General features: G+C 59.6%; 17 protein-coding genes, 4 tRNA genes, 1 pseudogene and 1 riboswitch. Of the genes and pseudogenes, 3 read left to right on the plus strand and 19 right to left on the minus strand.

What is annotated here, in order from left to right:
• Positions 1-289: 289 nt before the first annotated feature.
• Positions 290-366 (minus strand) — tRNA-Arg (locus HFK74_RS15655).
• A gap of 580 nt (positions 367-946) precedes the next feature.
• On the opposite strand from HFK74_RS15655, the gene HFK74_RS15660 reads away from it, so the two are divergent.
• Entirely contained in the window at positions 947-1273 is a 327-nt protein-coding gene (locus HFK74_RS15660; RefSeq protein WP_008066583.1) for an Arc family DNA-binding protein, read from the plus strand.
• Between the two features lie 101 nt (positions 1274-1374).
• On the opposite strand, the gene mgtE is transcribed toward HFK74_RS15660, so the two are convergent.
• The gene (mgtE, locus tag HFK74_RS15665) at positions 1375-2817 is read right to left on the minus strand and encodes a magnesium transporter (RefSeq protein WP_008066576.1); all 1443 of its coding nucleotides are present in this window, start codon (positions 2815-2817) and stop codon (positions 1375-1377) included.
• Between the two features lie 40 nt (positions 2818-2857).
• Positions 2858-3226 carry a hypothetical protein gene (locus HFK74_RS15670; RefSeq protein WP_180204304.1) on the minus strand — a complete coding sequence of 123 codons (369 nt, stop codon included), beginning with the start codon at positions 3224-3226 and terminating at the stop codon, positions 2858-2860.
• Between HFK74_RS15670 and HFK74_RS33185 the strand changes: the two are divergent.
• Positions 3128-3346: pseudogene (locus tag HFK74_RS33185) on the plus strand (cell envelope protein SmpA); the annotation flags it as partial. The gene HFK74_RS15670 and the pseudogene HFK74_RS33185 overlap by 99 nt on opposite strands.
• A 20-nt stretch (positions 3347-3366) precedes the next feature.
• On the opposite strand, the gene HFK74_RS15675 reads toward HFK74_RS33185, so the two are convergent.
• From HFK74_RS15675 to ltaE, 7 genes are all read right to left on the minus strand, one after another.
• Positions 3367-3443 (minus strand) — tRNA-Arg (locus tag HFK74_RS15675).
• A 71-nt stretch (positions 3444-3514) separates the two neighbouring features.
• Positions 3515-3591: transfer RNA gene (locus tag HFK74_RS15680), tRNA-Arg, on the minus strand.
• A 107-nt stretch (positions 3592-3698) separates the two neighbouring features.
• Positions 3699-3789: transfer RNA gene (locus HFK74_RS15685), tRNA-Ser, on the minus strand.
• Between the two features lie 62 nt (positions 3790-3851).
• Positions 3852-4040, minus strand: coding sequence for a carbon storage regulator CsrA (gene csrA, locus HFK74_RS15690; RefSeq protein ID WP_002554426.1), 189 nt, complete (start codon positions 4038-4040; stop codon positions 3852-3854).
• A gap of 188 nt (positions 4041-4228) precedes the next feature.
• Entirely contained in the window at positions 4229-5470 is a 1242-nt protein-coding gene (locus tag HFK74_RS15695; RefSeq protein ID WP_008057978.1) for an aspartate kinase, read from the minus strand.
• 91 nt (positions 5471-5561) lie between these two features.
• On the minus strand, positions 5562-8183 hold the full coding sequence (gene alaS / locus HFK74_RS15700) for an alanine--tRNA ligase (protein ID WP_180204305.1): 2622 nt from the start codon (positions 8181-8183) through the stop codon (positions 5562-5564).
• Between the two features lie 146 nt (positions 8184-8329).
• Positions 8330-9334, minus strand: coding sequence for a low-specificity L-threonine aldolase (gene ltaE, locus HFK74_RS15705; RefSeq protein WP_180204306.1), 1005 nt, complete (start codon positions 9332-9334; stop codon positions 8330-8332).
• 196 nt (positions 9335-9530) lie between these two features.
• A riboswitch (FMN riboswitch) is annotated at positions 9531-9702 on the plus strand.
• 102 nt (positions 9703-9804) lie between these two features.
• Here ltaE and HFK74_RS15710 point away from each other — a divergent pair.
• On the plus strand, positions 9805-10317 hold the full coding sequence (locus HFK74_RS15710) for a 6,7-dimethyl-8-ribityllumazine synthase (protein ID WP_008057981.1): 513 nt from the start codon (positions 9805-9807) through the stop codon (positions 10315-10317).
• Positions 10318-10434: 117 nt separating this feature from the next.
• Here the strand turns inward: HFK74_RS15710 and astE are convergent, their stop codons facing one another.
• The 9 genes from astE to HFK74_RS15755 all read right to left on the minus strand — a co-directional run bounded on the left by astE (position 10435) and on the right by HFK74_RS15755 (position 20737).
• A complete protein-coding gene (astE, locus tag HFK74_RS15715) occupies positions 10435-11445 on the minus strand; it encodes a succinylglutamate desuccinylase (protein WP_008057982.1) in 1011 nt (336 codons plus the stop codon).
• Between the two features lie 12 nt (positions 11446-11457).
• On the minus strand, positions 11458-11748 hold the full coding sequence (locus tag HFK74_RS15720) for a hypothetical protein (RefSeq protein ID WP_008057983.1): 291 nt from the start codon (positions 11746-11748) through the stop codon (positions 11458-11460).
• A 61-nt stretch (positions 11749-11809) separates the two neighbouring features.
• On the minus strand, positions 11810-13156 hold the full coding sequence (gene astB / locus HFK74_RS15725; protein ID WP_008057985.1) for an N-succinylarginine dihydrolase: 1347 nt from the start codon (positions 13154-13156) through the stop codon (positions 11810-11812).
• 163 nt (positions 13157-13319) lie between these two features.
• Complete coding sequence (gene astD, locus HFK74_RS15730) at positions 13320-14789, minus strand: succinylglutamate-semialdehyde dehydrogenase (RefSeq protein ID WP_180204326.1); 1470 nt, start codon at positions 14787-14789, stop codon at positions 13320-13322.
• A complete protein-coding gene (gene astA, locus HFK74_RS15735) occupies positions 14786-15811 on the minus strand; it encodes an arginine N-succinyltransferase (protein WP_180204307.1) in 1026 nt (341 codons plus the stop codon). The genes astD and astA overlap by 4 nt, the downstream gene beginning before the upstream one ends.
• Positions 15812-15884: 73 nt before the next feature.
• Entirely contained in the window at positions 15885-16904 is a 1020-nt protein-coding gene (aruF, locus tag HFK74_RS15740; RefSeq protein ID WP_008058001.1) for an arginine/ornithine succinyltransferase subunit alpha, read from the minus strand.
• A 243-nt stretch (positions 16905-17147) separates the two neighbouring features.
• Positions 17148-18368 carry an aspartate aminotransferase family protein gene (locus tag HFK74_RS15745; protein WP_180204308.1) on the minus strand — a complete coding sequence of 407 codons (1221 nt, stop codon included), beginning with the start codon at positions 18366-18368 and terminating at the stop codon, positions 17148-17150.
• Positions 18369-18745: 377 nt separating this feature from the next.
• Positions 18746-19726, minus strand: a complete 981-nt coding sequence (gene argR / locus HFK74_RS15750; protein ID WP_180204309.1) for a transcriptional regulator ArgR — start codon at positions 19724-19726, stop codon at positions 18746-18748.
• Positions 19727-19972: 246 nt separating this feature from the next.
• Positions 19973-20737, minus strand: a complete 765-nt coding sequence (locus HFK74_RS15755; RefSeq protein WP_007971015.1) for an ABC transporter ATP-binding protein — start codon at positions 20735-20737, stop codon at positions 19973-19975.
• Between the last annotated feature and the right edge of the window lie 22 nt (positions 20738-20759).

The raw sequence follows: 20759 nt of genomic DNA on the forward strand, positions 1-20759 counted from the left end.
CGTTTCGACTGCGCCGGAAGTGGGGCGAATTATAGGCCTCCAGAATCTGCCGTCAAGCATTGATTTGGCTTTTCTATCGAGAAGTTACTGGAGACAGGAAAAGCCGCCCTCCCCTCTATATAGAAGAGACCAAACCGAAAGCAGAATAGGCAAGCCTGCCCGACAGCTCGAGCTACGGCGCGACAGAGACGGCATTGATGATTTTCGCCCGAAGCAATCCATTTGCCCTGCACCCTGACCCCATAAAGTCTGGCGAGCGAATCATGAACTGCTGGAGGCTGGATTTGAATGGTGTCCCAGGGCAGGTTCGAACTGCCAACCTTCCCCTTAGGAGGGGGATGCTCTATCCAATTGAGCTACTGAGACACAAGATGCCCGCGAAGATACGCGTAGCGATAGACGGCGTGCATGTTAACGGGCGAGCCTGCCTTTGTCATGTCATCCGTGGGCTTTTTAAGTGTAGGCAGATGTCACGCGAGAGCTTGAAGTTTTCATGCCCAAGCCAGAAGAGAACCAGCGCCTTCCCCGCCAAGGAAGACAGCCTCTTGAAAATCAGCCTGCCACCCATCCTAAATGACTCTCGTTACACGCATGCCACTAGTAAATCGGCCATTTGCCACTATCCTGTACAGATAAGGAAGAGTGATCGAATTCGCATGGGATGCCCCTCGGTTTTTTCAGAAGTCCTGCGGGGGCAAAGGACGCGACCAGAGACACGGATCGGTAAATTTTCAAGACCAGTCCGCATTTCTGACAATTGGTGCTGGCAGAACGCCTTTATCCAGCTCAATATTTGTCACAGAATTGACGCCAATGAACTGGCGAACTTGAGGCATGATACGAGCCTCTATCAATTCAGGTTGAACATTTGGCCAGAGCGCTTGTCCTATCAGACATCCTGCGGCCAATCCCGAGAACCGCTCCCCTGAACTAACCGGTTAAATATATGCGCCCATTGAAACAGGCAATTTATTCCAGCCGTACGGCTGACAAGTTCGTCGTACGTCTGCCAGACGGAATGCGTGAACGCATTGCCGAGGTGGCTCGCAATCATCACCGCAGCATGAACTCCGAAATCATTGCGCGCCTGGAGCAGAGTCTCATTCAGGAAGGCGCACTGGGCGAAGAGCTAAGCATGCGCCTGGACAGCCCGGAGCTGTCATTGCACGAGCGTGAACTGCTCCAGCGTTTCCGCCAACTGTCTCATCGTCAGCAAAATGCGCTTGTTTCACTGATCGCCCATGACGCCGAAATGACCGCAGACGCTTCCTGATTCGTCCCCGCAAGCTCAAGCCAGCCTGATCGCTGGCTTTTTTTTGTCCGAAATTCAGCCATAAAAAAGCCCGCCGTAGGGCGGGCTGCAAAACAAGTGCCTCAGAGCAGGAAAATCGTCGCCAACCCAAGGAAGATAAAGAAGCCACCACTGTCGGTCATGGCGGTAATCATCACACTGGCCCCCATGGCAGGATCTCGCCCGAGTCGCGCCAGCGTCATCGGAATCAAGACCCCCATCAATGCCGCAAGTAACAGGTTGAGGGTCATGGCAGCGGTCATCACCACACCGAGCGACCAACTGCCATACAACAGGTAGGCAACCGCACCGATCACACCACCCCAGATCACGCCGTTGATCAAGGCAACCGCCAGCTCCTTGCGCATCAGCCGCGAAGTGTTACCCGTACTCACCTGGTCCAGCGCCATAGCCCGAACGATCATGGTGATGGTCTGGTTACCGGAGTTACCTCCGATACCCGCAACGATCGGCATCAATGCAGCCAGCGCCACCAGCTTCTCAATGGAGCCTTCGAACAGACCGATCACCCGGGACGCCACAAATGCGGTGATCAGATTCACTGCCAGCCAGGCCCAGCGGTTACGCAGGGACTTCCAGACCGACGCGAAAATATCCTCTTCTTCACGCAGACCCGCCATGTTGAGAACTTCGTTTTCGCTCTCTTCACGAATCAGGTCGACCATTTCATCGATGGTCAGACGGCCGATCAGCTTGCCGTTCTTGTCGACGACGGGTGCCGAGATCAAGTCGTAACGCTCAAACGCCTGGGCAGCATCATAGGCCTCTTCATCCGGATGGAAACTCACCGGATCGCTGGCCATGACCTCGGAAACCTGCTTATCCGGATCGTTGACCAGCAAGCGCTTGATCGGCAGCACCCCCTTGAGTACGCCGTCGTAGTCAACCACGAACAATTTGTCGGTATGGCCTGGCAGCTCCTTGAGGCGTCGCAGGTAGCGCAAAACCACTTCGAGACTGACATCCTCGCGGATGGTGACCATTTCGAAGTCCATCAGCGCGCCGACCTGGTCTTCGTCATAGGACAATGCCGAGCGAACACGCTCGCGCTGCTGAGCGTCAAGGGTCTCCATCAGCTCATGGACGACATCCCGTGGCAGCTCGGAAGCCAGGTCGGCCAGTTCGTCGGCATCCATGTCCTTGGCCGCCGCCAGGAGCTCGTGATCGTCCATGTCGGCGATCAGGGTTTCACGAACAGAATCGGATACTTCGAGCAGGATGTCGCCGTCGCGATCAGCCTTGACCAACTGCCAGAGCGTCAGGCGGTCATCCAGCGGCAGGGCTTCAAGAATATAGGCGACGTCGGCGGAGTGCAGGTCATCGAGCTTGCGTTGCAGCTCAACGAGATTTTGCCGGTGAACCAGGTTTTCGACTCGATCCTGATGTGGACCTTCCTGGCGATGAGTCAGGTCTTCAACCACTCGCTGACGCTGCAACAGCTCAACAACTTGAGCCAGGCGGTCCTGCAAGCTTTCTTGCGTTTTCTTTACTTCTACTTCAGACATAGGCGAACTCCACTCCCAGCAGCGGGGTGCGCCGGAAGGATCAATCAGTCAATTCATGATTGGAAAATCGGGGTATTGAGTAACTACTGGGTAAGTCCATGGAGGTAATCCAAAAGCCCCGGCGGGGCTGACGGGCGCAATCATACACCGACTGGCGGCTGAAAACGTTAAAAAATCGCGGCTGAAACAAGCGCTTGCGAAACAATCTTGAGCGCGCGCCTGACACATGAAAGTGCGACGACTCATCTCGAAAAGAAAACACACTGGCGATGGAAAATGCAGGTACCAGCCCTGCATGTGGAACCCCGATCAGCACCGGGCAGCGCTCATCAATCAGCACGTGATCGTCGGCATGAGCCAACAGGACGTCGAGAGCGCTCTGGGCAAGCCAGACAAGTTCAGCATTCACAACTCAAGCACGCGCTACCACTATCAGACCAGGCGAGGTCGCAGCGCCAGCATCGAGTCTGACGAGAGAGGATGCACGAAAGGAAAAGCCAAATCCCAGACAGCAAAAAGCCCGCTTTAAAGGCGGGCTTTTTGTTTGTATGGTGCACTCGACAGGATTCGAACCTGTGACCGCTCGGTTCGTAGCCGAGTACTCTATCCAGCTGAGCTACGAGTGCATTTGTGTTTTCATACCAGACCACAACTGGTTGAAGCCAAGTCATTCACATTGCTGTAAACAACTCTTAAATGGTGCACTCGACAGGATTCGAACCTGTGACCGCTCGGTTCGTAGCCGAGTACTCTATCCAGCTGAGCTACGAGTGCATTTGTTGCCGCGCACTATAGGCCGTCTAATCTCTATGTCAAACACTTTTTCTAGTAATTTCAACAACTTACCGAAAAAGCCAGATTACGACGTACTACGCAAATAATGGCGGAGAACGGGGGATTCGAACCCCCGACACCCTTTTGAGGTGTACTCCCTTAGCAGGGGAGCGCCTTCGGCCACTCGGCCAGCTCTCCGCAACACGGGGCGTATCTTAACCAACCTTTTCCCCGTTTGCAAACATAAAAAACGATAAAAATTAATGGCTTGGTTCTTCGTCCTTCTCTTTCTTTATCCGCAGGTAGATTTCCTCACGGTGGACCGCAACCTCTTTCGGGGCGTTGACACCGATGCGCACTTGATTTCCTTTGACGCCGAGCACGGTCACGGTGATTTCGCCATCACCAATAATCAGGCTTTCTGCGCACCGACGAGTCAGAATCAGCATACCTTTCTCCTCACGCATTACATTTTCAGGGACAACAGTCTGCAAAAAAAAGGCACTCGACCTACAACCAAAGTGGTCGAAGGCCTACATGCCTGAGTATTGACCAGCGCGAGCAAAAGAACAGCCTTGGGGTCGCGCCGTGCAAAAAAACAAAGGGCGCGGTCAGACCGCGCCCTTTGGCAAACGCATCACTCGCCCTGGCGGACCGGTGCGTCCAGTTCGAAAGCCGTGTGCAAGGCGCGCACAGCCAGTTCCAGGTACTTCTCTTCGATCACCACGGAGACTTTGATTTCCGAGGTCGAGATCATCTGGATGTTGATTGTTTCCTTGGCCAGCGCTTCGAACATGCGGCTGGCGACGCCTGCGTGGGAACGCATGCCAACGCCGACGATCGACACCTTGGCGATCTTGGTGTCGCCGATGACCTCACGGGCACCCAGCTCGCCAGCGGTTTTCTCCAGCACGGTTTGCGCCGCCTGGTAGTCGTTGCGGTGCACGGTGAAGGTGAAGTCGGTGGTGTTATCGTGCGCGACGTTCTGCACGATCATGTCGACTTCGATGTTCGCGGCGCTGATCGGGCCGAGAATCTTGAAGGCAACGCCCGGGATGTCTGGCACGCCACGGATGGTCAGCTTGGCTTCATCGCGGTTGAAAGCGATACCGGAAATGATCGGCTGTTCCATGGTTTCCTCTTCATCAATAGTAATGAGGGTGCCCGGACCCTCCTTGAAGCTGTGCAATACGCGCAGCGGGACGTTGTACTTGCCGGCGAACTCCACCGCACGGATCTGCAGCACCTTGGAACCGAGGCTGGCCATTTCCAGCATCTCTTCGAAGGTGATCTTGTCCAGGCGCTGGGCCACGGACACGACACGCGGGTCGGTGGTGTAGACGCCATCGACGTCAGTGTAGATCTGGCATTCGTCAGCCTTCAGGGCCGCTGCCAGGGCCACACCGGTGGTGTCGGAACCGCCACGACCAAGGGTGGTGATGTTGCCGTGCTCGTCGACGCCCTGGAAACCGGCGACAACCACCACACGACCGGCCTTCAGGTCACCGCGAATCTTCTGGTCGTCAATCTGCAGGATACGCGCTTTGTTGTGTGCGCTATCCGTCAGGATCCGTACCTGGTTGCCGGTGTAGGACACCGCTGGTACACCGCGCTTCATCAACGCCATGGCCAACAGGGCAATCGTCACCTGCTCACCGGTGGAGACGATCACGTCCAGCTCGCGAGGAACCGGTTGATCGCCGCCACTGATTTGCTTGGCCAGATCGATCAGACGGTTGGTTTCGCCGCTCATTGCAGACAGCACAACCACCAGGTCATCGCCGGCATCGCGGAATTTCTTAACCTTGTCGGCAACCTGCTCGATTCTCTCGACGGTGCCGACCGAGGTGCCTCCAAATTTCTGTACGATCAAAGCCATTTCAAAGCCGCCTCTGCCCATGAAGGGCGCCCAAATAATCACTCAAACAGCGTTGCGGCCCGCCACTAGACTGCGGGCCGCAGGCACTGCCTTATAAACCCTGCTCTACAAACGGAACGGTCAGCGCCAGTGCCGCATCCAGGGCGCCAGCGTCGGTACCGCCGCCTTGCGCCATGTCTGGACGACCACCGCCCTTCCCGCCCACTGCCGCAGCGGCCTGTTTCATCAAATCACCGGCTTTGAGTTGGCCAGTCAGGTCTTTGGTTACGCCTGCAACCAGAACGACCTTTTCCTCATGGACACTGCCGAGCAGGATCACTGCGCGGCCGAGTTTGTTTTTCAGTTGATCGACCAGCGCCAACAGCGCCTTGCCATCCTGCCCGTCCAGACGCACGGCCAGCACTTTCACGCCCTTGACGTCCAGGGCTTGCGCCGACAGGTCGTCACCCGCCGCACTGGCGGCCTTGGCTTGCAACTGCTCGAGTTGCTTCTCCAGCAGACGGTTGCGCTCCAGCACAGCCGACAGCTTGTCGATCAGGTTGTCGCGGCTGCCCTTGACCAGGCTGGCCGCTTCCTTGAGTTGCTCTTCCGCAGCATTCAGGTAAGCCAGTGCCGCAGCGCCTGTCACCGCTTCGATACGACGCACGCCAGAAGCCACACCGCCTTCGCTGATGATTTTCAGCAGGCCGATGTCGCCGGTACGGTTGGCGTGGATACCACCGCACAGCTCGACGGAGAAATCGCCCATGCTCAGCACGCGCACGTTGTCGCCGTATTTCTCGCCGAACAGCGCCATGGCGCCTTTCTGCTTGGCGGTTTCGATATCGGTTTCTTCGGTTTCAACTTCGGAGTTCTTGCGAATCTCGGCGTTGACGATGTCTTCCAGCGCTTTCAGCTGTTCAGGCTTGATGGCTTCGAAGTGGCTGAAGTCGAAGCGCAGGCGCTGACTGTCGACCAACGAGCCTTTCTGCTGGACGTGATCGCCCAGCACCTGACGCAATGCAGCGTGCAACAAGTGAGTCGCCGAGTGGTTCAACGACGTCGCATGACGCACTTCGGCATCGACGTGAGTCTCGACCGGAGCACCGACGATCAGGCTGCCTGAATCCAGAATACCGTGGTGCAGGAACGCGCCGCCGGTCTTGGTGGTGTCGCGCACGTCGAAACGCGCAGCGCCAGCCTGGAGGAAGCCGCAATCACCGATCTGACCACCGGATTCGGCGTAGAACGGCGTCTGGTTCAGGATGACCACACCCTCGTCGCCTTCATTCAGGACGTCGACCGATTGCCCGTCTTTATAGAGAGCAACGATTTTTGCCGAACCGCTGTGAGCGGTGTAGCCGGTGAACTCGGTGTCCACATCAACCTTGACCAGGCTGTTGTAGTCCATGCCGAAGGAGCTGGCCGAACGGGCACGGACGCGCTGGGCTTCCATTTCGCGCTCGAAACCTGCTTCGTCGATGGTCAGGCTGCGCTCGCGAGCGATGTCGCCGGTCAGGTCCATCGGGAAACCGTAGGTGTCGTAGAGTTTGAACACCACGTCGCCCGGTACCACGTCGCCTTTCAGTTCGGCCAGATCCTGCTCGAGGATTTTCAGGCCCTGCTCCAGGGTCTTGGCGAATTGCTCTTCTTCGGCTTTCAGCACGCGCTCGATGTGCGACTGCTGGGACTTCAGTTCCGGGAAGGCTTCGCCCATCTCGGCGACCAGGGCCGCGACGATCTGGTAGAAGAAGCTGCCCTTGGCACCCAGTTTGTTGCCATGACGGCAAGCGCGACGAATGATCCGGCGCAGCACATACCCGCGACCTTCGTTGGACGGCAGCACGCCGTCGGCGATCAGGAAACCGCAGGAACGAATGTGGTCAGCCACGACTTTCAGGGAAGCCTGGGCGTCGTTGGTGCAACCGATGGCCTTGGCCGATGCGCTCAGCAGGCTCTGGAACAGGTCGATTTCATAGTTCGAGTGAACGTGCTGCAGCACGGCACTGATCCGCTCCAGGCCCATGCCGGTGTCCACCGACGGTGCTGGCAGCGGGTGCAACACGCCGTCGGCGGTGCGGTTGAACTGCATGAACACGTTGTTCCAGATTTCGATGTAGCGGTCGCCGTCTTCTTCCGGCGAGCCCGGTGGGCCGCCCCAGATGTCGGCGCCGTGATCGTAGAAAATCTCGGTGCAAGGACCGCACGGGCCGGTATCGCCCATGGTCCAGAAGTTGTCGGAGGCGTACGGCGCGCCCTTGTTGTCGCCGATGCGAACCATGCGCTCGGCCGGAACCCCGATTTCCTTGGTCCAGATGTCGTACGCCTCGTCATCGCTGGCGTAGACGGTGACCCAGAGCTTTTCCTTCGGCAGGTTCAGCCACTTGTCGGAAGTCAGGAAGTTCCAGGCGTAGGTGATGGCGTCACGCTTGAAGTAGTCACCGAAGCTGAAGTTACCCAGCATTTCGAAGAAGGTGTGGTGACGAGCGGTATAACCGACGTTTTCCAGGTCGTTGTGCTTGCCGCCGGCGCGCACGCATTTCTGGCTGCTGACGGCGCGGGTGTACGCGCGCTTTTCCTGGCCCAGGAAGCAGTCCTTGAACTGGTTCATCCCCGCGTTGGTGAACAGCAGGGTTGGGTCGTTGCCCGGAATCAAAGAGCTGGAGGCTACACGGGTGTGGCCTTGCTCTTCGAAGAAGCGAAGGAAGGCTTCACGGATTTCTGCGCTTTTCATTAGGTTCTTCCACGGAGGCTGCGGCCAAAGGCCTGTTCGAAACGTCAACAGACGAAACGACGGCAAAGGGCCGCATTATATCGGCCCTGCGCGCGGGGTACAGCGTGTTTATACGATAGAAACGGTCAATTGGAGCGCTAACGCTATCACTTACTGGAAAAGTCGACGAATGTCGCGACGACCTGCTCGATTTGCGCAGCGCTGACGTCCATGTGCGTGACCATGCGCAGACGAGCGGCAGCACTGAGCTTGATCCCGCGCTCGGCGGCAAATGACTTGAGCGCTTCGGCCTTGTCACCCATAGCGACGTAAACCATGTTTGTCTGCACCGGCTCGACCTCAAAACCTGCTGCACGCAGGCCTTGCGCCAGCAATTGGGCATTGGCGTGGTCGTCGGCCAGGCGTTGGACGTTATGGTCCAGCGCGTACAGGCCCGCCGCTGCGAGGATCCCGGCCTGGCGCATGCCGCCGCCGACCATCTTGCGCAGGCGCCGTGCCTTGCCGATCAACTCGACCGAACCGCACAGCACCGAACCCACCGGCGCGCCCAGGCCTTTGGACAGGCACACCGAGACGGAATCGAAATGCCGGGTGATTTCCCGGGCATCGACACCCAGCTTGACCGCCGCGTTGTAAAGGCGCGCACCGTCCAGATGCAGTTGCAAGCCGTGTTCGCGGGTGAAGCTGCGGGCCCGGGCCAGATACTCAAAGGGCAGGACTTTGCCCTGCATGGTGTTTTCCAGCGCCAGCAAGCGGGTGCGGGCAAAGTGGAAGTCGTCGGGCTTGATCGCCGCGGCCACCTGCAAAAGGTCCAGCGAGCCATCGGCCTGTACCTCTAGAGGCTGTGGCTGGATCGAACCGAGCACCGCCGCCCCGCCGCCTTCGTACTTATAGGTGTGCGCCTGCTGGCCGACGATGTATTCGTCACCGCGCTCGCAATGGGCCATCAAGCCCAGCAGGTTGCTCATGGTGCCCGTAGGGACGAACAGTGCCGCGGCAAAACCCAGGCGTTTTGCCAGCTCAGCCTCCAGTCGATTGACCGTCGGGTCTTCGCCATATACATCGTCACCGGTGACGGCGGTGGCCATCGCGTCGAGCATGCCAAGGGTGGGTTGGGTGACGGTGTCGCTGCGAAGATCGATAACGCTCATGAATCTGGCCTCGGTTAGCTGGGGAAAATCCCTTTCAGACGGGAAGTACTGCGGCCACGCCAACCAATATTCAACCCTTGGAAAGCAAACGACTTGCTGGTTCGACGAAAAACTCGATAGCAATCATCAAATAGCAGCCATGCACAGAAAAGAAATATGTGATAAAAAAGCTTCGCCGCCTAACTATCTGGCGGCAAAACGTTCTCAGGGCGGGGTGCAACTCCCCACCGGCGGTAATTGCGTGCAACACGCATAGCCCGCGAGCGCTTGGTGACAGACACGGTTTTTGCCGTGCATGGCGACAAGGTCAGCAGACCCGGTGTGATCCCGGGGCCGACGGTCATAGTCCGGATGAAGAGAGAACGGGATTGGCGCCAAAGGGCCGTCCGCAGGCACTCATGCGAGCGTGCGTACCCTTAAATCCCATTCGATTCATAAGCCCTGTTTTTCACACAAACAGGAATCAGAACATGCAACCCACCGCAATCGACAGCAAAAGCAAACACCATCACGGCGAACGCGTTGCGTTCATCCAGGCCTGCTGGCACAAAGACATTGTCGACCAGAGCCGTAAAGGTTTCGTCGCCGAAATGATTGCCCAGGGTTATCAGGAATCAGACATCGATTTCTTCGAAGTCGGCGGCGCCTTTGAAATGCCCCTGCACGCCAAGTTGCTGGCCAAGACCGGCCGTTATGCCGGTATCGTCGCGGCCGCCCTGGTAGTAGACGGTGGGATCTACCGCCACGAATTCGTCGCCCAGTCGGTAGTCAGCGGCCTGATGCAGGTGCAGCTGGAAACCGAAGTGCCAGTGTTCTCGGTGTCCCTGACTCCGCACCACTTCCATGCGGGTGAAGAACTGCATCATAAGTTCTTCTTCGAGCATTTCGTGCATAAGGGTCAGGAAGCAGCGAAGACGTGCGCGGATACGTTGCTGAAGATCCGCTCGCTGCGTCGCACCGAGCCGCGTGCCGTAGCCGTCTAAACACAAAACCTGTGGGAGCGAGCCTGCTCGCGATGACGGACTGACAGTCGAAATTTATGGCGACTGATACTCCGCTATCGCGAGCAGGCTCACTCCCACATTGGTCCTACGTGGACTTCAGGCGAGGTTTTCGTCGGTGGTCGGCACGATCAGGATGCCGGCACGCAGGCCATTCTTCACCTTGGGGTTCGGGAAGATGATCCGGGCGCCCTCCTCCTCGATGATCCAGCGGGTATTGGCGATGTCTTCCGCCAGCAGGTAACCCACTTCCAGTTCCGAAAAATTCTCGATGTCCACTGGCAGGTTCAGGCGGAAGCTGTCGCTGTGCTTGATGATTTCCCGTGCCACGCTGAACAGCTGCAAACCGTCCAGCGCCTCTTCAGCCAATTCGGGCTCGGTGCCTTCGATGATCTGCTTGAGACGGTTTTCCAGCAGGGAGACATTCACCCCGTCGTTCTGCCCGAACGGCCGCGCCTTACCCAATTCAAGGGTGAAGGACTCGGCACCGAGCTTGTCGTAGGTATAGGAACTGAAGACGATGGACGGCTTGTTCTGCAACAGCACCGCCTCCATGCCCGCGGCGCGCAGCCGGGCCAGTTCCTGGCGCGAATGCTGGCGATCTTCCTTCCAGGGGTACAAGGCGAACTGCTCGATTTTCGAGCCGCGAATCGCCGTGTGCAAATCGTAGTGCAGCCGCTGACGATCCGGCAGGCTGAAGAAACTGGCCGCCAGGCGCTCCAGTTCACAGGCGCGCAGCGCTTCGGAGCCGCTGCTTTGTTCGTGACGGCCGTTGAACAACCGATTGACGTCCTGCTCGACGAAACGCTCGCCCTTGCGAATGGCTTCAGGGTTGCCGAACAGGAACAGAATACGGGCACGCGGCTTCAGGTCGCCGCGGGCGATGTCATGCAACAGGCGATCGAGCAGTTCGATCGGCGCTGTTTCGTTGCCATGGATACCGGCCGATAACAGCAGGTCCAGGCCATTGTCGCGAGCCAGCGGTGGCCGCACTTCCAGCGCACCTTCGCTCAACCAGCGCATGCGCACGCCTTCGACAGTCAGTTGAGTCTTCTCCGCCGGTTCGCGGCCGGCGAGGGTCAGTTCAAGCAGTTTGCCGAGGGCGAGCATAGAGCGGTTTCCTTAATGGTCGTGATTGCAATCCGGGCCGTGGACGTGTTCCTCGTCGTCGCCGAGGTCAGCCGGTTCCATCTCCAGTTGCAGACTTACCAGATTAGTCGCCAATGGGCGCAGCAGCAGGTTGGCGTATTCGGCGTCGCCTTCTTCGACGTCCACGCCGATCAGCAATTGGCCACGGCCATCGTGCTGGATCCACAGCTCTTTGCCTTGCCACATGACCGCGACGCGGGTGCAGGAGGTTTCCAGTTGCGTGCCGTCGGTGTCTTCAAGGATCAGCTGCAGTTTGTCGCTCATGTAAATACGCTCTCGTTTGAGATGAAGCGGCGCGCTGTCGGGCCCGAAAGCGCGCCGTCGATCAATTGATCTGGAATGGATAAACCGCGCCCAGTTTAAGGATTTGTGTCAGTTCATCCAGTGCCGTCCGGCACTCAAGCAGCAATTGCGGGTCCGCCAGATCGTTTTCGGTCATGCGGTCGCGGTAGTGCTTCTCGACCCATTCGGTCAGAGTGCCGTACAACGGTGCCGTCATGATAACCCCTGGGTTGACGGCCGCCAGCTCGGTTTCGTTGAGCGCGACACGCAACCTCAGGCAAGCAGGGCCACCGCCGTTCTGCATGCTCTGCTTGAGATCGAAGACTTTCACTTCGCGGATCAGGCCGCCGGAGCTGGTCAAGCCCTGCAGGTATTGCCATACGCGCTCGTTGCCATGGCACTCTTCCGGCACGATCAACAGCATGGAGCCGTCAGGACGCGTCAGCAGCTGGCTATTGAACAGGTAGGAGCGAACCGCGTCTTCGACGCTGACCGCCGAACGCGGTACGCACACCGATTGAAATTTCCCACCGACCTTGGCGAGTTTGCCCTGCAATTCGGCGAGCATCTTGTCGGTCTCGAGGAACGCGTCCTCGTGATAGAACAACACTTCGCCATTGCCCACGGCAATCACGTCATTGTGGAACACGCCCTGGTCGATCACCGACGGATTCTGCTGGGCGTAGACCACGCCGTCATCACTCAGGCCGTGCAGGCGCGCGACCGCCTGGGACGCTTCGAGGGTCTGGCGCGCCGGGTATTTCTGCGGTGCCGGGTAGCGAGTGTCGAAGGCACTACGACCGAACACGAAGAATTCGACACCGGCCTTGCCGTATTCGCGGCAGAAACGCGTGTGGTTGGCCGCGCCTTCGTCACCGAACTGCGCCACGGCCGGCAAGGCGGCGTGGTGGGCGAAGTGCTTCTGGTCGGCGAACATGGCGCCCAGCACGCGGCTGGTGGTCGGATGTTCGATGCTGCGGTGGTATTTGCAGTTGAGGTTGGCGGCGGTGAAATGCACGCGGCCATCCGCGGTATCGGCGCTCGGGCTGACGGTGGCGGCGTTGGCCACCCACATGCTCGATGCCGAGCAACTGGCGACCAGCAATGGCATGGCTTCCTTGGCGGCGCGCTCGATGACTTGAGCGTCGGTGCCACTGAAACCCAGGCGACGCAGTGCCGCCACGTCCGGGCGCTCTTGTGGCGCCAGCACGCCTTGTTGAAAGCCCATGTCCATCAGCGCTTTCATTTTCGCCAGGCCTTGAAGCGCCGCTTCCTTGGGATTGGAAGACTGCTGGCTGTTGCTCTGGGACGCGACGTTACCGTAGGACAGGCCGCCGTAGTTATGGGTCGGCCCCACTAGACCGTCAAAATTGACTTCATAGGATTTCATCAGCGAGGCTCCACGAGAATCTGTTGTTATGGCTTCAGGTAACAATTCAGCAAGACCGCGTCGCGGCCTTCGCGGGCAAGCCTCGCTCCTACAGGTTCAGCAGCGTTCACACATTTTGTGTTCGACTCGGACCTTGTGGGAGCGGGCTTGCCCGCGATTGGCATCACGCCATCTTCACGCCAGGCGTAAGCGCTGCGGGCAACACCAGGCTCGGAGTTTCCAGCGAGGCCACCGGGTACGCGCAGTAATCCGCGGCGTAATAGGCGCTGGCGCGGTGGTTGCCCGAGGCGCCGACGCCACCGAATGGCGCGCTGCTGGCGGCACCGGTCAATTGCTTGTTCCAGTTGACGATACCGGCACGGCTTTCCAGCCAGAACTGCTGGTAGCGCGCTTCGGAATCCGACAGCAGGCCGGCCGCCAGGCCATACTCGGTGTCGTTGGCTTCAGCGATCGCCGCTTCAAAATCAGCGTAGCGGATCACCTGCAACAACGGACCGAACAGCTCTTCGTCCGGGCGATCGGCTACTGCCGTGACGTCCAGAATCCCAGGGGTCAACAAGGCGGCGCGGGCTTGAGGCTGGGTCATTTCCAGCAGCGCCACGGCGCCGTTGGCCAGTAAATGTTCCTGGGCATCCATCAACGCTTTTGCCGCGCCGAGGGAAATCACCGAGCCCATGAAGGGTGCTGGTTGCTGATCGAACGCGCCGACTTCAATCGACGAGCTCACCGCCACCAGACGCGCCAGCAATGTATCGCCCCAGGCGCCTTGCGGCACCAGCAAGCGGCGGGCACAGGTGCAGCGCTGGCCGGCAGAGATGAATGCCGACTGGATGATGGTGTAGACCGCGGCATCGAGGTCGGCGACCTGATCCACCACCAGCGGGTTGTTGCCCCCCATCTCCAGCGCCAGGATCTTGTCCGGACGACCGGCGAATTGATTGTGCAGGTGATTGCCAGTGCGGCTCGAACCGGTGAAGAACAGGCCGTCGATGCCCGGGTTCGCCGCCAGGGCGATACCGGTTTCGCGAGCGCCCTGCAGCAAGTTCAGCACGCCCGCCGGCAAACCGGCCTCGATCCAGCACTTGACCGTCAGCTCGGCGACTTTCGGCGTCAGCTCACTCGGCTTGAACAGCACGGTGTTACCGGCCAGCAGCGCCGGCACGATATGCCCGTTGGGCAAGTGGCCCGGGAAGTTGTAAGGGCCGAACACTGCCACCACGCCGTGCGGTTTGTGACGCAGCACCGCGGTGGCGTCGCCCAGCGGGCCGCTCTTCTCGCCGGTGCGCTCACGGTAGCTCTGCACCGAGATCGCAATCTTGTTGACCATGCTGGTGACTTCGGTGGCCGATTCCCACAGGGGCTTGCCGGTTTCCTCACCGATCGTGCGAGCCAGTTCGTCAGCGTTGCTCTTTAATGCCGCGGCGAAAGCTTCGAGCACCGCAATGCGTTCTTCCAGGGTCCGACGGGCCCAGCCCGGGAACGCCTGGCGCGCAGCCTGCACGGCCGACTCGACCTGATCAGCGGTGGCACCGGTGCCGGACCACAGCACCTGCTGGGTCACCGGGTTCAGCGACTCGAAGGCTTCGCCCCCACCTGCCAGCCATTCACCTGCAATGTATAGCGACTTCATTATTTCGACTCCCGAGCAGCGGACAACGCCACGGCGCGCACTTGGTCGCCAGCGTTGAGTTGAAGACGTTTGGCGGTCAGCGGGTCGACCACCAGGGTGCCGGCGGCCAGACGTGCCGGAGCGGCAGTGATGCGGCAGTCTTCGCGCTTGCGGTTGTGAATGATGAACGGCGTGGCGTCGTCGCCCGGCGTGCCGATGGCCAGTACCAGCGCCTGGCTGTCGCGCACTGCGCGGATCTTGCCGGTTTCGCACTCGATGGCCGGGCCTGCGTCGAAGATGTCGACGTAGCCCTGATAGCTGAAGCCTTCGCTCTTGAGCATCGACAAGGCAGGCTCGGTGTCCGGGTGCACCTGGCCAATCACGTTGCGCGCATCAGGCGACAGGAAGCAGGTGTACAGCGGAAACTTCGGCATCAGCTCGGCAATGAAGGCTTTGTTGCCCACGCCGGTCAGGTAGTCCGCCTGGCTGAATTCCATCTTGAAGAAATGCCGGCCCAGGCTCTCCCAGAACGGTGAACGCCCGGCTGCGTCGGAAACCCCGCGCATCTCGGCAATGATCTTGTTGCCGAACAGTTGCGGGAACTCGGCGATGAACAGCATCCGCGCCTTGGACAGCATGCGACCGTTGAGGCCACTGCGGTAATCGGCATGCAGGAACAACGAGCACAGCTCGGAATTGCCGGTCAGGTCGTTGGCCAGGAACAGCGTCGGGATCTCGCGGTAGATGTTCAGCTCTTGCGAAGCGCTGACCGTCAGGCCGACCCGGAAGTTGTACCAGGGCTCACGCAGGCCCACGGCGCCGGCGATGGCGGAAATGCCCACCACGCGGCCGTTGTCGTCCTCGAGCACGAACAGGTAGTCCGCATCGCCCCGCCCGGCTTCGCCGCGGAAGGTCTTCTCGGCCCAGCCAACCCGGTGGGCCAGACGCTCTTCGTTGGCCGGCAAGGTGGTCAGGCCGGTGCCGGTGCTGCGGGCCAGGTCGATCAGAGCGGGTAAATCGCTGCTGCGTACGGGACGAACGATCATGCTATCTCCTCAAACGGGCCGCTTGCGCCACCCGTGAAACTCGCCGCTTTTCAGGCATTTTTTGAAGCAGGCGTTAAACCGCCACCAGGCGCACGCTGGCACCTTCACCGACGCCCAGGGCTTCGGCCGCTTCCAGATCCAGGGTCACGGGTTTGCCCGGCGCGTAATCGAGCTCGAGCATGATTGCGCGGTAATCCTGCAACTGGGCATTGGCCACCAGGTACTGGCGACCGGCACCCTTGACCGGCTCACCGATCTTCACCGGCACCACGCGGCTCTGGGCGATCGAACGGATCCCCGAGACACGGGCATGCAGGGTCGGGCCGCCGTCGAAGATGTCGATGTAGTGATCAGTTTCGAAGCCTTCGCGCATCAGGATGTCGAAGGTGATCTGCGCCCGCGGATGCACCTGGCCCATCGCTTCTTGCGCGGAGTCCGGCAGCAACGGCACATAGATCGGGTAATGCGGCATCAGTTCGGCGAGGAAGGTCCGGCTTTTCAGGCCACACAGACGCTCGGCTTCGGCGTAGTTGAGGTCGAAGAAGTTGCGACCGATGGCATCCCAGAACGGCGAGTCGCCATTTTCATCGCTGTAGCCGACGATCTCGGTCACTACCGAATCGGCGAAACGCTCCGGGTGGCTGGCGACGAACAGCAGGCGGCCACGGGAATTGAGCTCGGCCCAAGGCGAACCCACCAGCTCGCGCTGCACGTAGAAACTGGTGAGCAGGCTGTTGCCCGTCAAGTCGTGGCACTGCGAGAGCACGTGGATCTTGTTATGGATCTTCAGCTCGCGGGAGGCATGCACGAAGGTTTCATTTCGGAAACTGTAGAACGGCTCGGAATACCCCGCCGAGGCGACGATCGCCGAACAGCCCACCAACTTGCCGGTGGCCGTGTCTTCGAGCACGAAGAAATAGCTCTCTTCACCGTTGAAGCTGACTTCGGCGGCGAACGAGGCTTCGCTCGCGGCGATCTTGTCGCTCAGTCGTTCAACGTCATCCGGCAAGGAAGTGACACCAATCGGGCTGTCCGCAGCCAGACGCTGTACCTCGCCCAGATCAGCCATTTGCGCGGGGCGCATCACCAGCATGGTGTCACTCCTTAATCAAGAAACAGGTCGACCCGATTGGTCGACGGAGGAAAAAATACCGGGGTTGCCCTGAAACGCCCCTTTGTAGGAGCTGGCTTGCCAGCGAAGACGGTCGAAAGCCTCGCGGCGATTAATCGGCCGCCTTCGCTGGCAAGCCAGCTCCTACACAGGGGTGATGCGTCAAGGCTGGCCCGGCATAAAAATTGGGTTCGACGCCTGAACGATCAGGCGCCGAAGGGCCTATCAGGCTTGCGTCAGTTTTGCCGCGGCACGTTCGAAGCGGTCCAGGCCTTCGTCGATGTCCGCGTCTTCGACCACCAGGCTTGGCGCGAAACGCACCACGTCCGGGCCGGCTTGCAGCACCATCAGGCCTTCTTTTTCAGCGGCGTTGAAGATGTCCTTGGCCTTGCCTTTCCAGGCATCGCTCAGCACGCAACCGATCAACAGGCCCATGCCACGGACCTGGGTGAACAGGCCGTACTTCTCGCCGATCTGCTCCAGGCGCGCCTTGAACTTGTCGTGCTTGGCGTTGACGCCAGCCAGCACTTGCGGGGTGTTGATCACATCGATCACGGCTTCGGCGACAGCACACGCCAACGGGTTGCCGCCGTAGGTGGTGCCGTGGGTGCCGACGACCAGGTGCTTGGCCAGGTCTTCGGTGGTCAGCATTGCCGCGATCGGGAAACCGCCGCCCAGGCTCTTGGCGCTGGTCAGGATGTCCGGAATTACGCCGTAATGCTGGTAGGCGAACAGATGGCCGGTACGGCCCATGCCGGTTTGCACTTCGTCGAAGATCAGCAGCGCGTTGTGCGCGGTGCAGAGCTCGCGGGCGCCTTGCAGGTATTCGAGTTCGGCCGGGATCACGCCGCTCTCGCCCTGGATCGGCTCCAGTACCACGGCGCAGGTCTTGTCGGAAATGGCGGCTTTGAGCGCGGCCAGGTCGTTGTACGGCACATGGGTGATACCGGTGATTTTCGGACCGAAGCCATCGGAGTACTTCGACTGGCCACCGACGTTGACGGTGAACAGGGTACGGCCGTGGAAGCTGTTGAGCGCGGCGATGATTTCGTACTTCTCGCTGCCGAAGCGGTCGAAACCGACACGACGGGCCAGCTTGAAGGCCGCTTCGTTGGCTTCGGCGCCGGAGTTACAGAAGAAGGCACGCTCGGCAAAGGTGGCATCGACCAGCTTATGGGCCAGGCGCAGGGCCGGCTCATTGGTGAACACGTTGGACACGTGCCACAGCTTGTTGGCCTGCTCGGTCAAGGCACCGACCAGCGCCGGATGCGCGTGGCCCAATACGTTGACGGCGATCCCGCCGGCGAAGTCGATCAGCTCGCGACCGGACTGGTCCCAAACGCGGGAACCGGCGCCACGCACGGGAATGAAGGCGGCTGGTGCATAGTTGGGAACCATTACCTGGTCGAAATCGGCGCGTTCTACCGCAGCGTGCTCAACGGACATCGGAGTCTCCTGAAGAGGAACACCCGCCTGAAACTGGCGAGCGATGGGGGGATTGTAAGGACAGTTTTCAGCCCGGCCTTGCCGCCAAGCGACAACTTCTTATAGCGCCAAACCCGGTTATTCCCGGGTTTATGGCAATGCGACAAATAGGGTCGCAAAGGCGCAGTTTAACTGTACGAAGCAGTTAACGGCAGAGCGACTGCGGGTTTTGATTGGCCGACCCCGATGCCCCAGCCGAAGGTTGTAGACAGGGATAACTAATTGCCCCTGCAGGAGCTGTGTAGGAGCTGTCGAGTGAAACGAGGCTGCGATCTTTTGACTGTTAAAAACAAAGTCAAAAGATCGCAGCCTTCAGCAGCTCCTACAGGGAGGGACGGTTAGCCGCGTTCGGACGGCACCGAAGACAATTCGAACGGGCTGCTGCTGCGCCGCTGGTTGCGATCTTCGCGCGGCGTGGCGCCGAAGAAGTTGCGATAGGCACTGGAGAAATGCGGCCCCGAGGAGAAGCCACAGGACAGGCCGATCTGGATGATCGACTTGCTGGTTTGCATCAGCATCTGACGGGCCTTGTTCAGGCGCAGTTCCAGATAGTACTGGCTCGGCACGCGGTTGAGGTATTGCTTGAAGATCCGCTCCAGTTGCCGACGGGACACGCACACGTGCTGGGCGATTTCGTCGGTGGTCAGCGGCTCCTCGATATTGGCTTCCATCAGCAACACCGCCTGGGTGAGCTTTGGATGGCTGGAACCCAGGCGGTTCTGCAGCGGAATGCGTTGGCGCTCACCGCCCTCACGAATCCGCTCGACCACCAGTTCTTCGGACACCGCACCGGCCAGTTCCGCGCCATGATCGCGAGCCAGTACCGCCAACAGCAAGTCGAGTACCGACATGCCACCACACGCAGTCAGGCGATCGCGATCCCAATCGAACAGATGACTGGTGGCGATGACTTTCGGGAAGCGTTCGGCGAAATCATCCTGCCAGCGCCAGTGCACCGCGGCGCGGTAACCGTCGAGCAAACCCAGTTGCGCCAATGGATAAACACCGGCCGACAGGCCGCCGATCACGCAACCGGCACGCACCAACTGCTTGAGCGCACTGCTCAGCGCCGGGGCGAGACTGGTCGGTGGCTCGTCGGCGAGCAGGAACAGTTTCTGGAAGTTTTCCAGCTTGCCGGTCCAGGGTTCACCGGGCAATTGCCACTGGCCTTCGCCCTGCGGTTCGGCCTGCAGGAACGACAGTTCGTAGACCACGTCCGGATGCACACGCTGGGCAACCCGCAAGGCCTCCTCAGCCAGCGCAAGCGTCAGTGCTTTTGTGCTGGGCCAAATCAGGAAACCTATTCGATGGGCAGTCATGGGCGAGCGATCCGAAGCAAAGAACAGTGATGAAGGCATGGGCCAATGCTAGCCCGTAAATGAACACAAATCGCAAAACCAACACAGATCACTGTAGGAGCCGGCTTGCCGGCGAAAGCGGTGTGTCAGAGGCAGAGATCGTATCTGACACACCGCTTTCGCTGGCAAGCCAGCTCCTACAGAGGATCGGGGCCAGCCTTTAGACTGCGAAGCATGCACTATCGCGGTGCACAACGGCAGCTCTGATTACTTGAGGCTACCCGAAAGGAATTGCTGCAGACGTTCGGACTGTGGATTGACCAGCACCTCACGCGGGTTGCCACTTTCTTCAACGACACCTTTGTGCAGGAACACCAACTGGTTCGACACTTCACGGGCGAAGCCCATTTCGTGCGTCACCACGACCATGGTCCGGCCTTCCTGGGCCAGGGCCTGCATGACCTTCAGCACGTCGCCGACCAGTTCCGGGTCGAGGGCCGAGGTCGGTTCGTCGAACAGCATCACCTCAGGCTCCATCGCCAGCGCACGGGCAATCGCCACGCGCTGCTGTTCGCCGCCGGACATGTGGCCCGGGTAGGCATCTTTACGATGAGCGACGCCCACTTTGTTCAGGTAGTGCTCGGCCTTTTCGCGAGCTTCGGCCTTGGACACACCGAGTACGTGCACCGGCGCTTCCATGATGTTTTCCAGCGCGGTCATGTGCGACCACAGGTTGAAGTGCTGGAACACCATCGACAGGCGCGAACGCATGCGTTGCAGCTGTTTCGGGTCGGCGGCCTTCAGCGCGCCGTCCTTGTTCGCCACCAGCTTCAACTCTTCGTTGTTGAGCAGGATCTTGCCCGCGTGCGGCTGCTCCAGCAGGTTGATGCAGCGCAGGAAGGTACTTTTGCCGGAGCCACTGGAGCCGATGATGCTGATCACATCGCCAGCCGCCGCTTTCAGGGACACGCCCTTGAGCACTTCGTGACTGCCATAGCGTTTATGCAGGTCTTGGACTTCAAGCTTGTACATGCGGTCGGTTCTCACAAAAACA

Origin of the sequence: Pseudomonas sp. SbOxS1 (genome assembly GCF_013416725.1) — a bacterium.
GTDB lineage: Bacteria > Pseudomonadota > Gammaproteobacteria > Pseudomonadales > Pseudomonadaceae > Aquipseudomonas.

Bases quoted from the DNA above. Each gene is read 5' to 3' on its own strand.
- HFK74_RS15660 (WP_008066583.1), top strand. From the start codon at position 947: ATGCGCCCATTGAAACAGGCAATTTATTCCAGCCGTACGGCTGACAAG.
- aruF (WP_008058001.1), bottom strand. From the start codon at position 16,904: ATGCTGGTGATGCGCCCCGCGCAAATGGCTGATCTGGGCGAGGTACAG.
- argR (WP_180204309.1), bottom strand. From the start codon at position 19,726: ATGACTGCCCATCGAATAGGTTTCCTGATTTGGCCCAGCACAAAAGCA.
- astB (WP_008057985.1), bottom strand. From the start codon at position 13,156: ATGAAATCCTATGAAGTCAATTTTGACGGTCTAGTGGGGCCGACCCAT.
- astA (WP_180204307.1), bottom strand. From the start codon at position 15,811: ATGATCGTTCGTCCCGTACGCAGCAGCGATTTACCCGCTCTGATCGAC.
- HFK74_RS15720 (WP_008057983.1), bottom strand. From the start codon at position 11,748: ATGAGCGACAAACTGCAGCTGATCCTTGAAGACACCGACGGCACGCAA.
- astE (WP_008057982.1), bottom strand. From the start codon at position 11,445: ATGCTCGCCCTCGGCAAACTGCTTGAACTGACCCTCGCCGGCCGCGAA.
- HFK74_RS15745 (WP_180204308.1), bottom strand. From the start codon at position 18,368: ATGTCCGTTGAGCACGCTGCGGTAGAACGCGCCGATTTCGACCAGGTA.
- HFK74_RS15695 (WP_008057978.1), bottom strand. From the start codon at position 5,470: ATGGCTTTGATCGTACAGAAATTTGGAGGCACCTCGGTCGGCACCGTC.
- csrA (WP_002554426.1), bottom strand. From the start codon at position 4,040: ATGCTGATTCTGACTCGTCGGTGCGCAGAAAGCCTGATTATTGGTGAT.
- HFK74_RS15755 (WP_007971015.1), bottom strand. From the start codon at position 20,737: ATGTACAAGCTTGAAGTCCAAGACCTGCATAAACGCTATGGCAGTCAC.
- mgtE (WP_008066576.1), bottom strand. From the start codon at position 2,817: ATGTCTGAAGTAGAAGTAAAGAAAACGCAAGAAAGCTTGCAGGACCGC.
- HFK74_RS15710 (WP_008057981.1), top strand. From the start codon at position 9,805: ATGCAACCCACCGCAATCGACAGCAAAAGCAAACACCATCACGGCGAA.
- ltaE (WP_180204306.1), bottom strand. From the start codon at position 9,334: ATGAGCGTTATCGATCTTCGCAGCGACACCGTCACCCAACCCACCCTT.
- alaS (WP_180204305.1), bottom strand. From the start codon at position 8,183: ATGAAAAGCGCAGAAATCCGTGAAGCCTTCCTTCGCTTCTTCGAAGAG.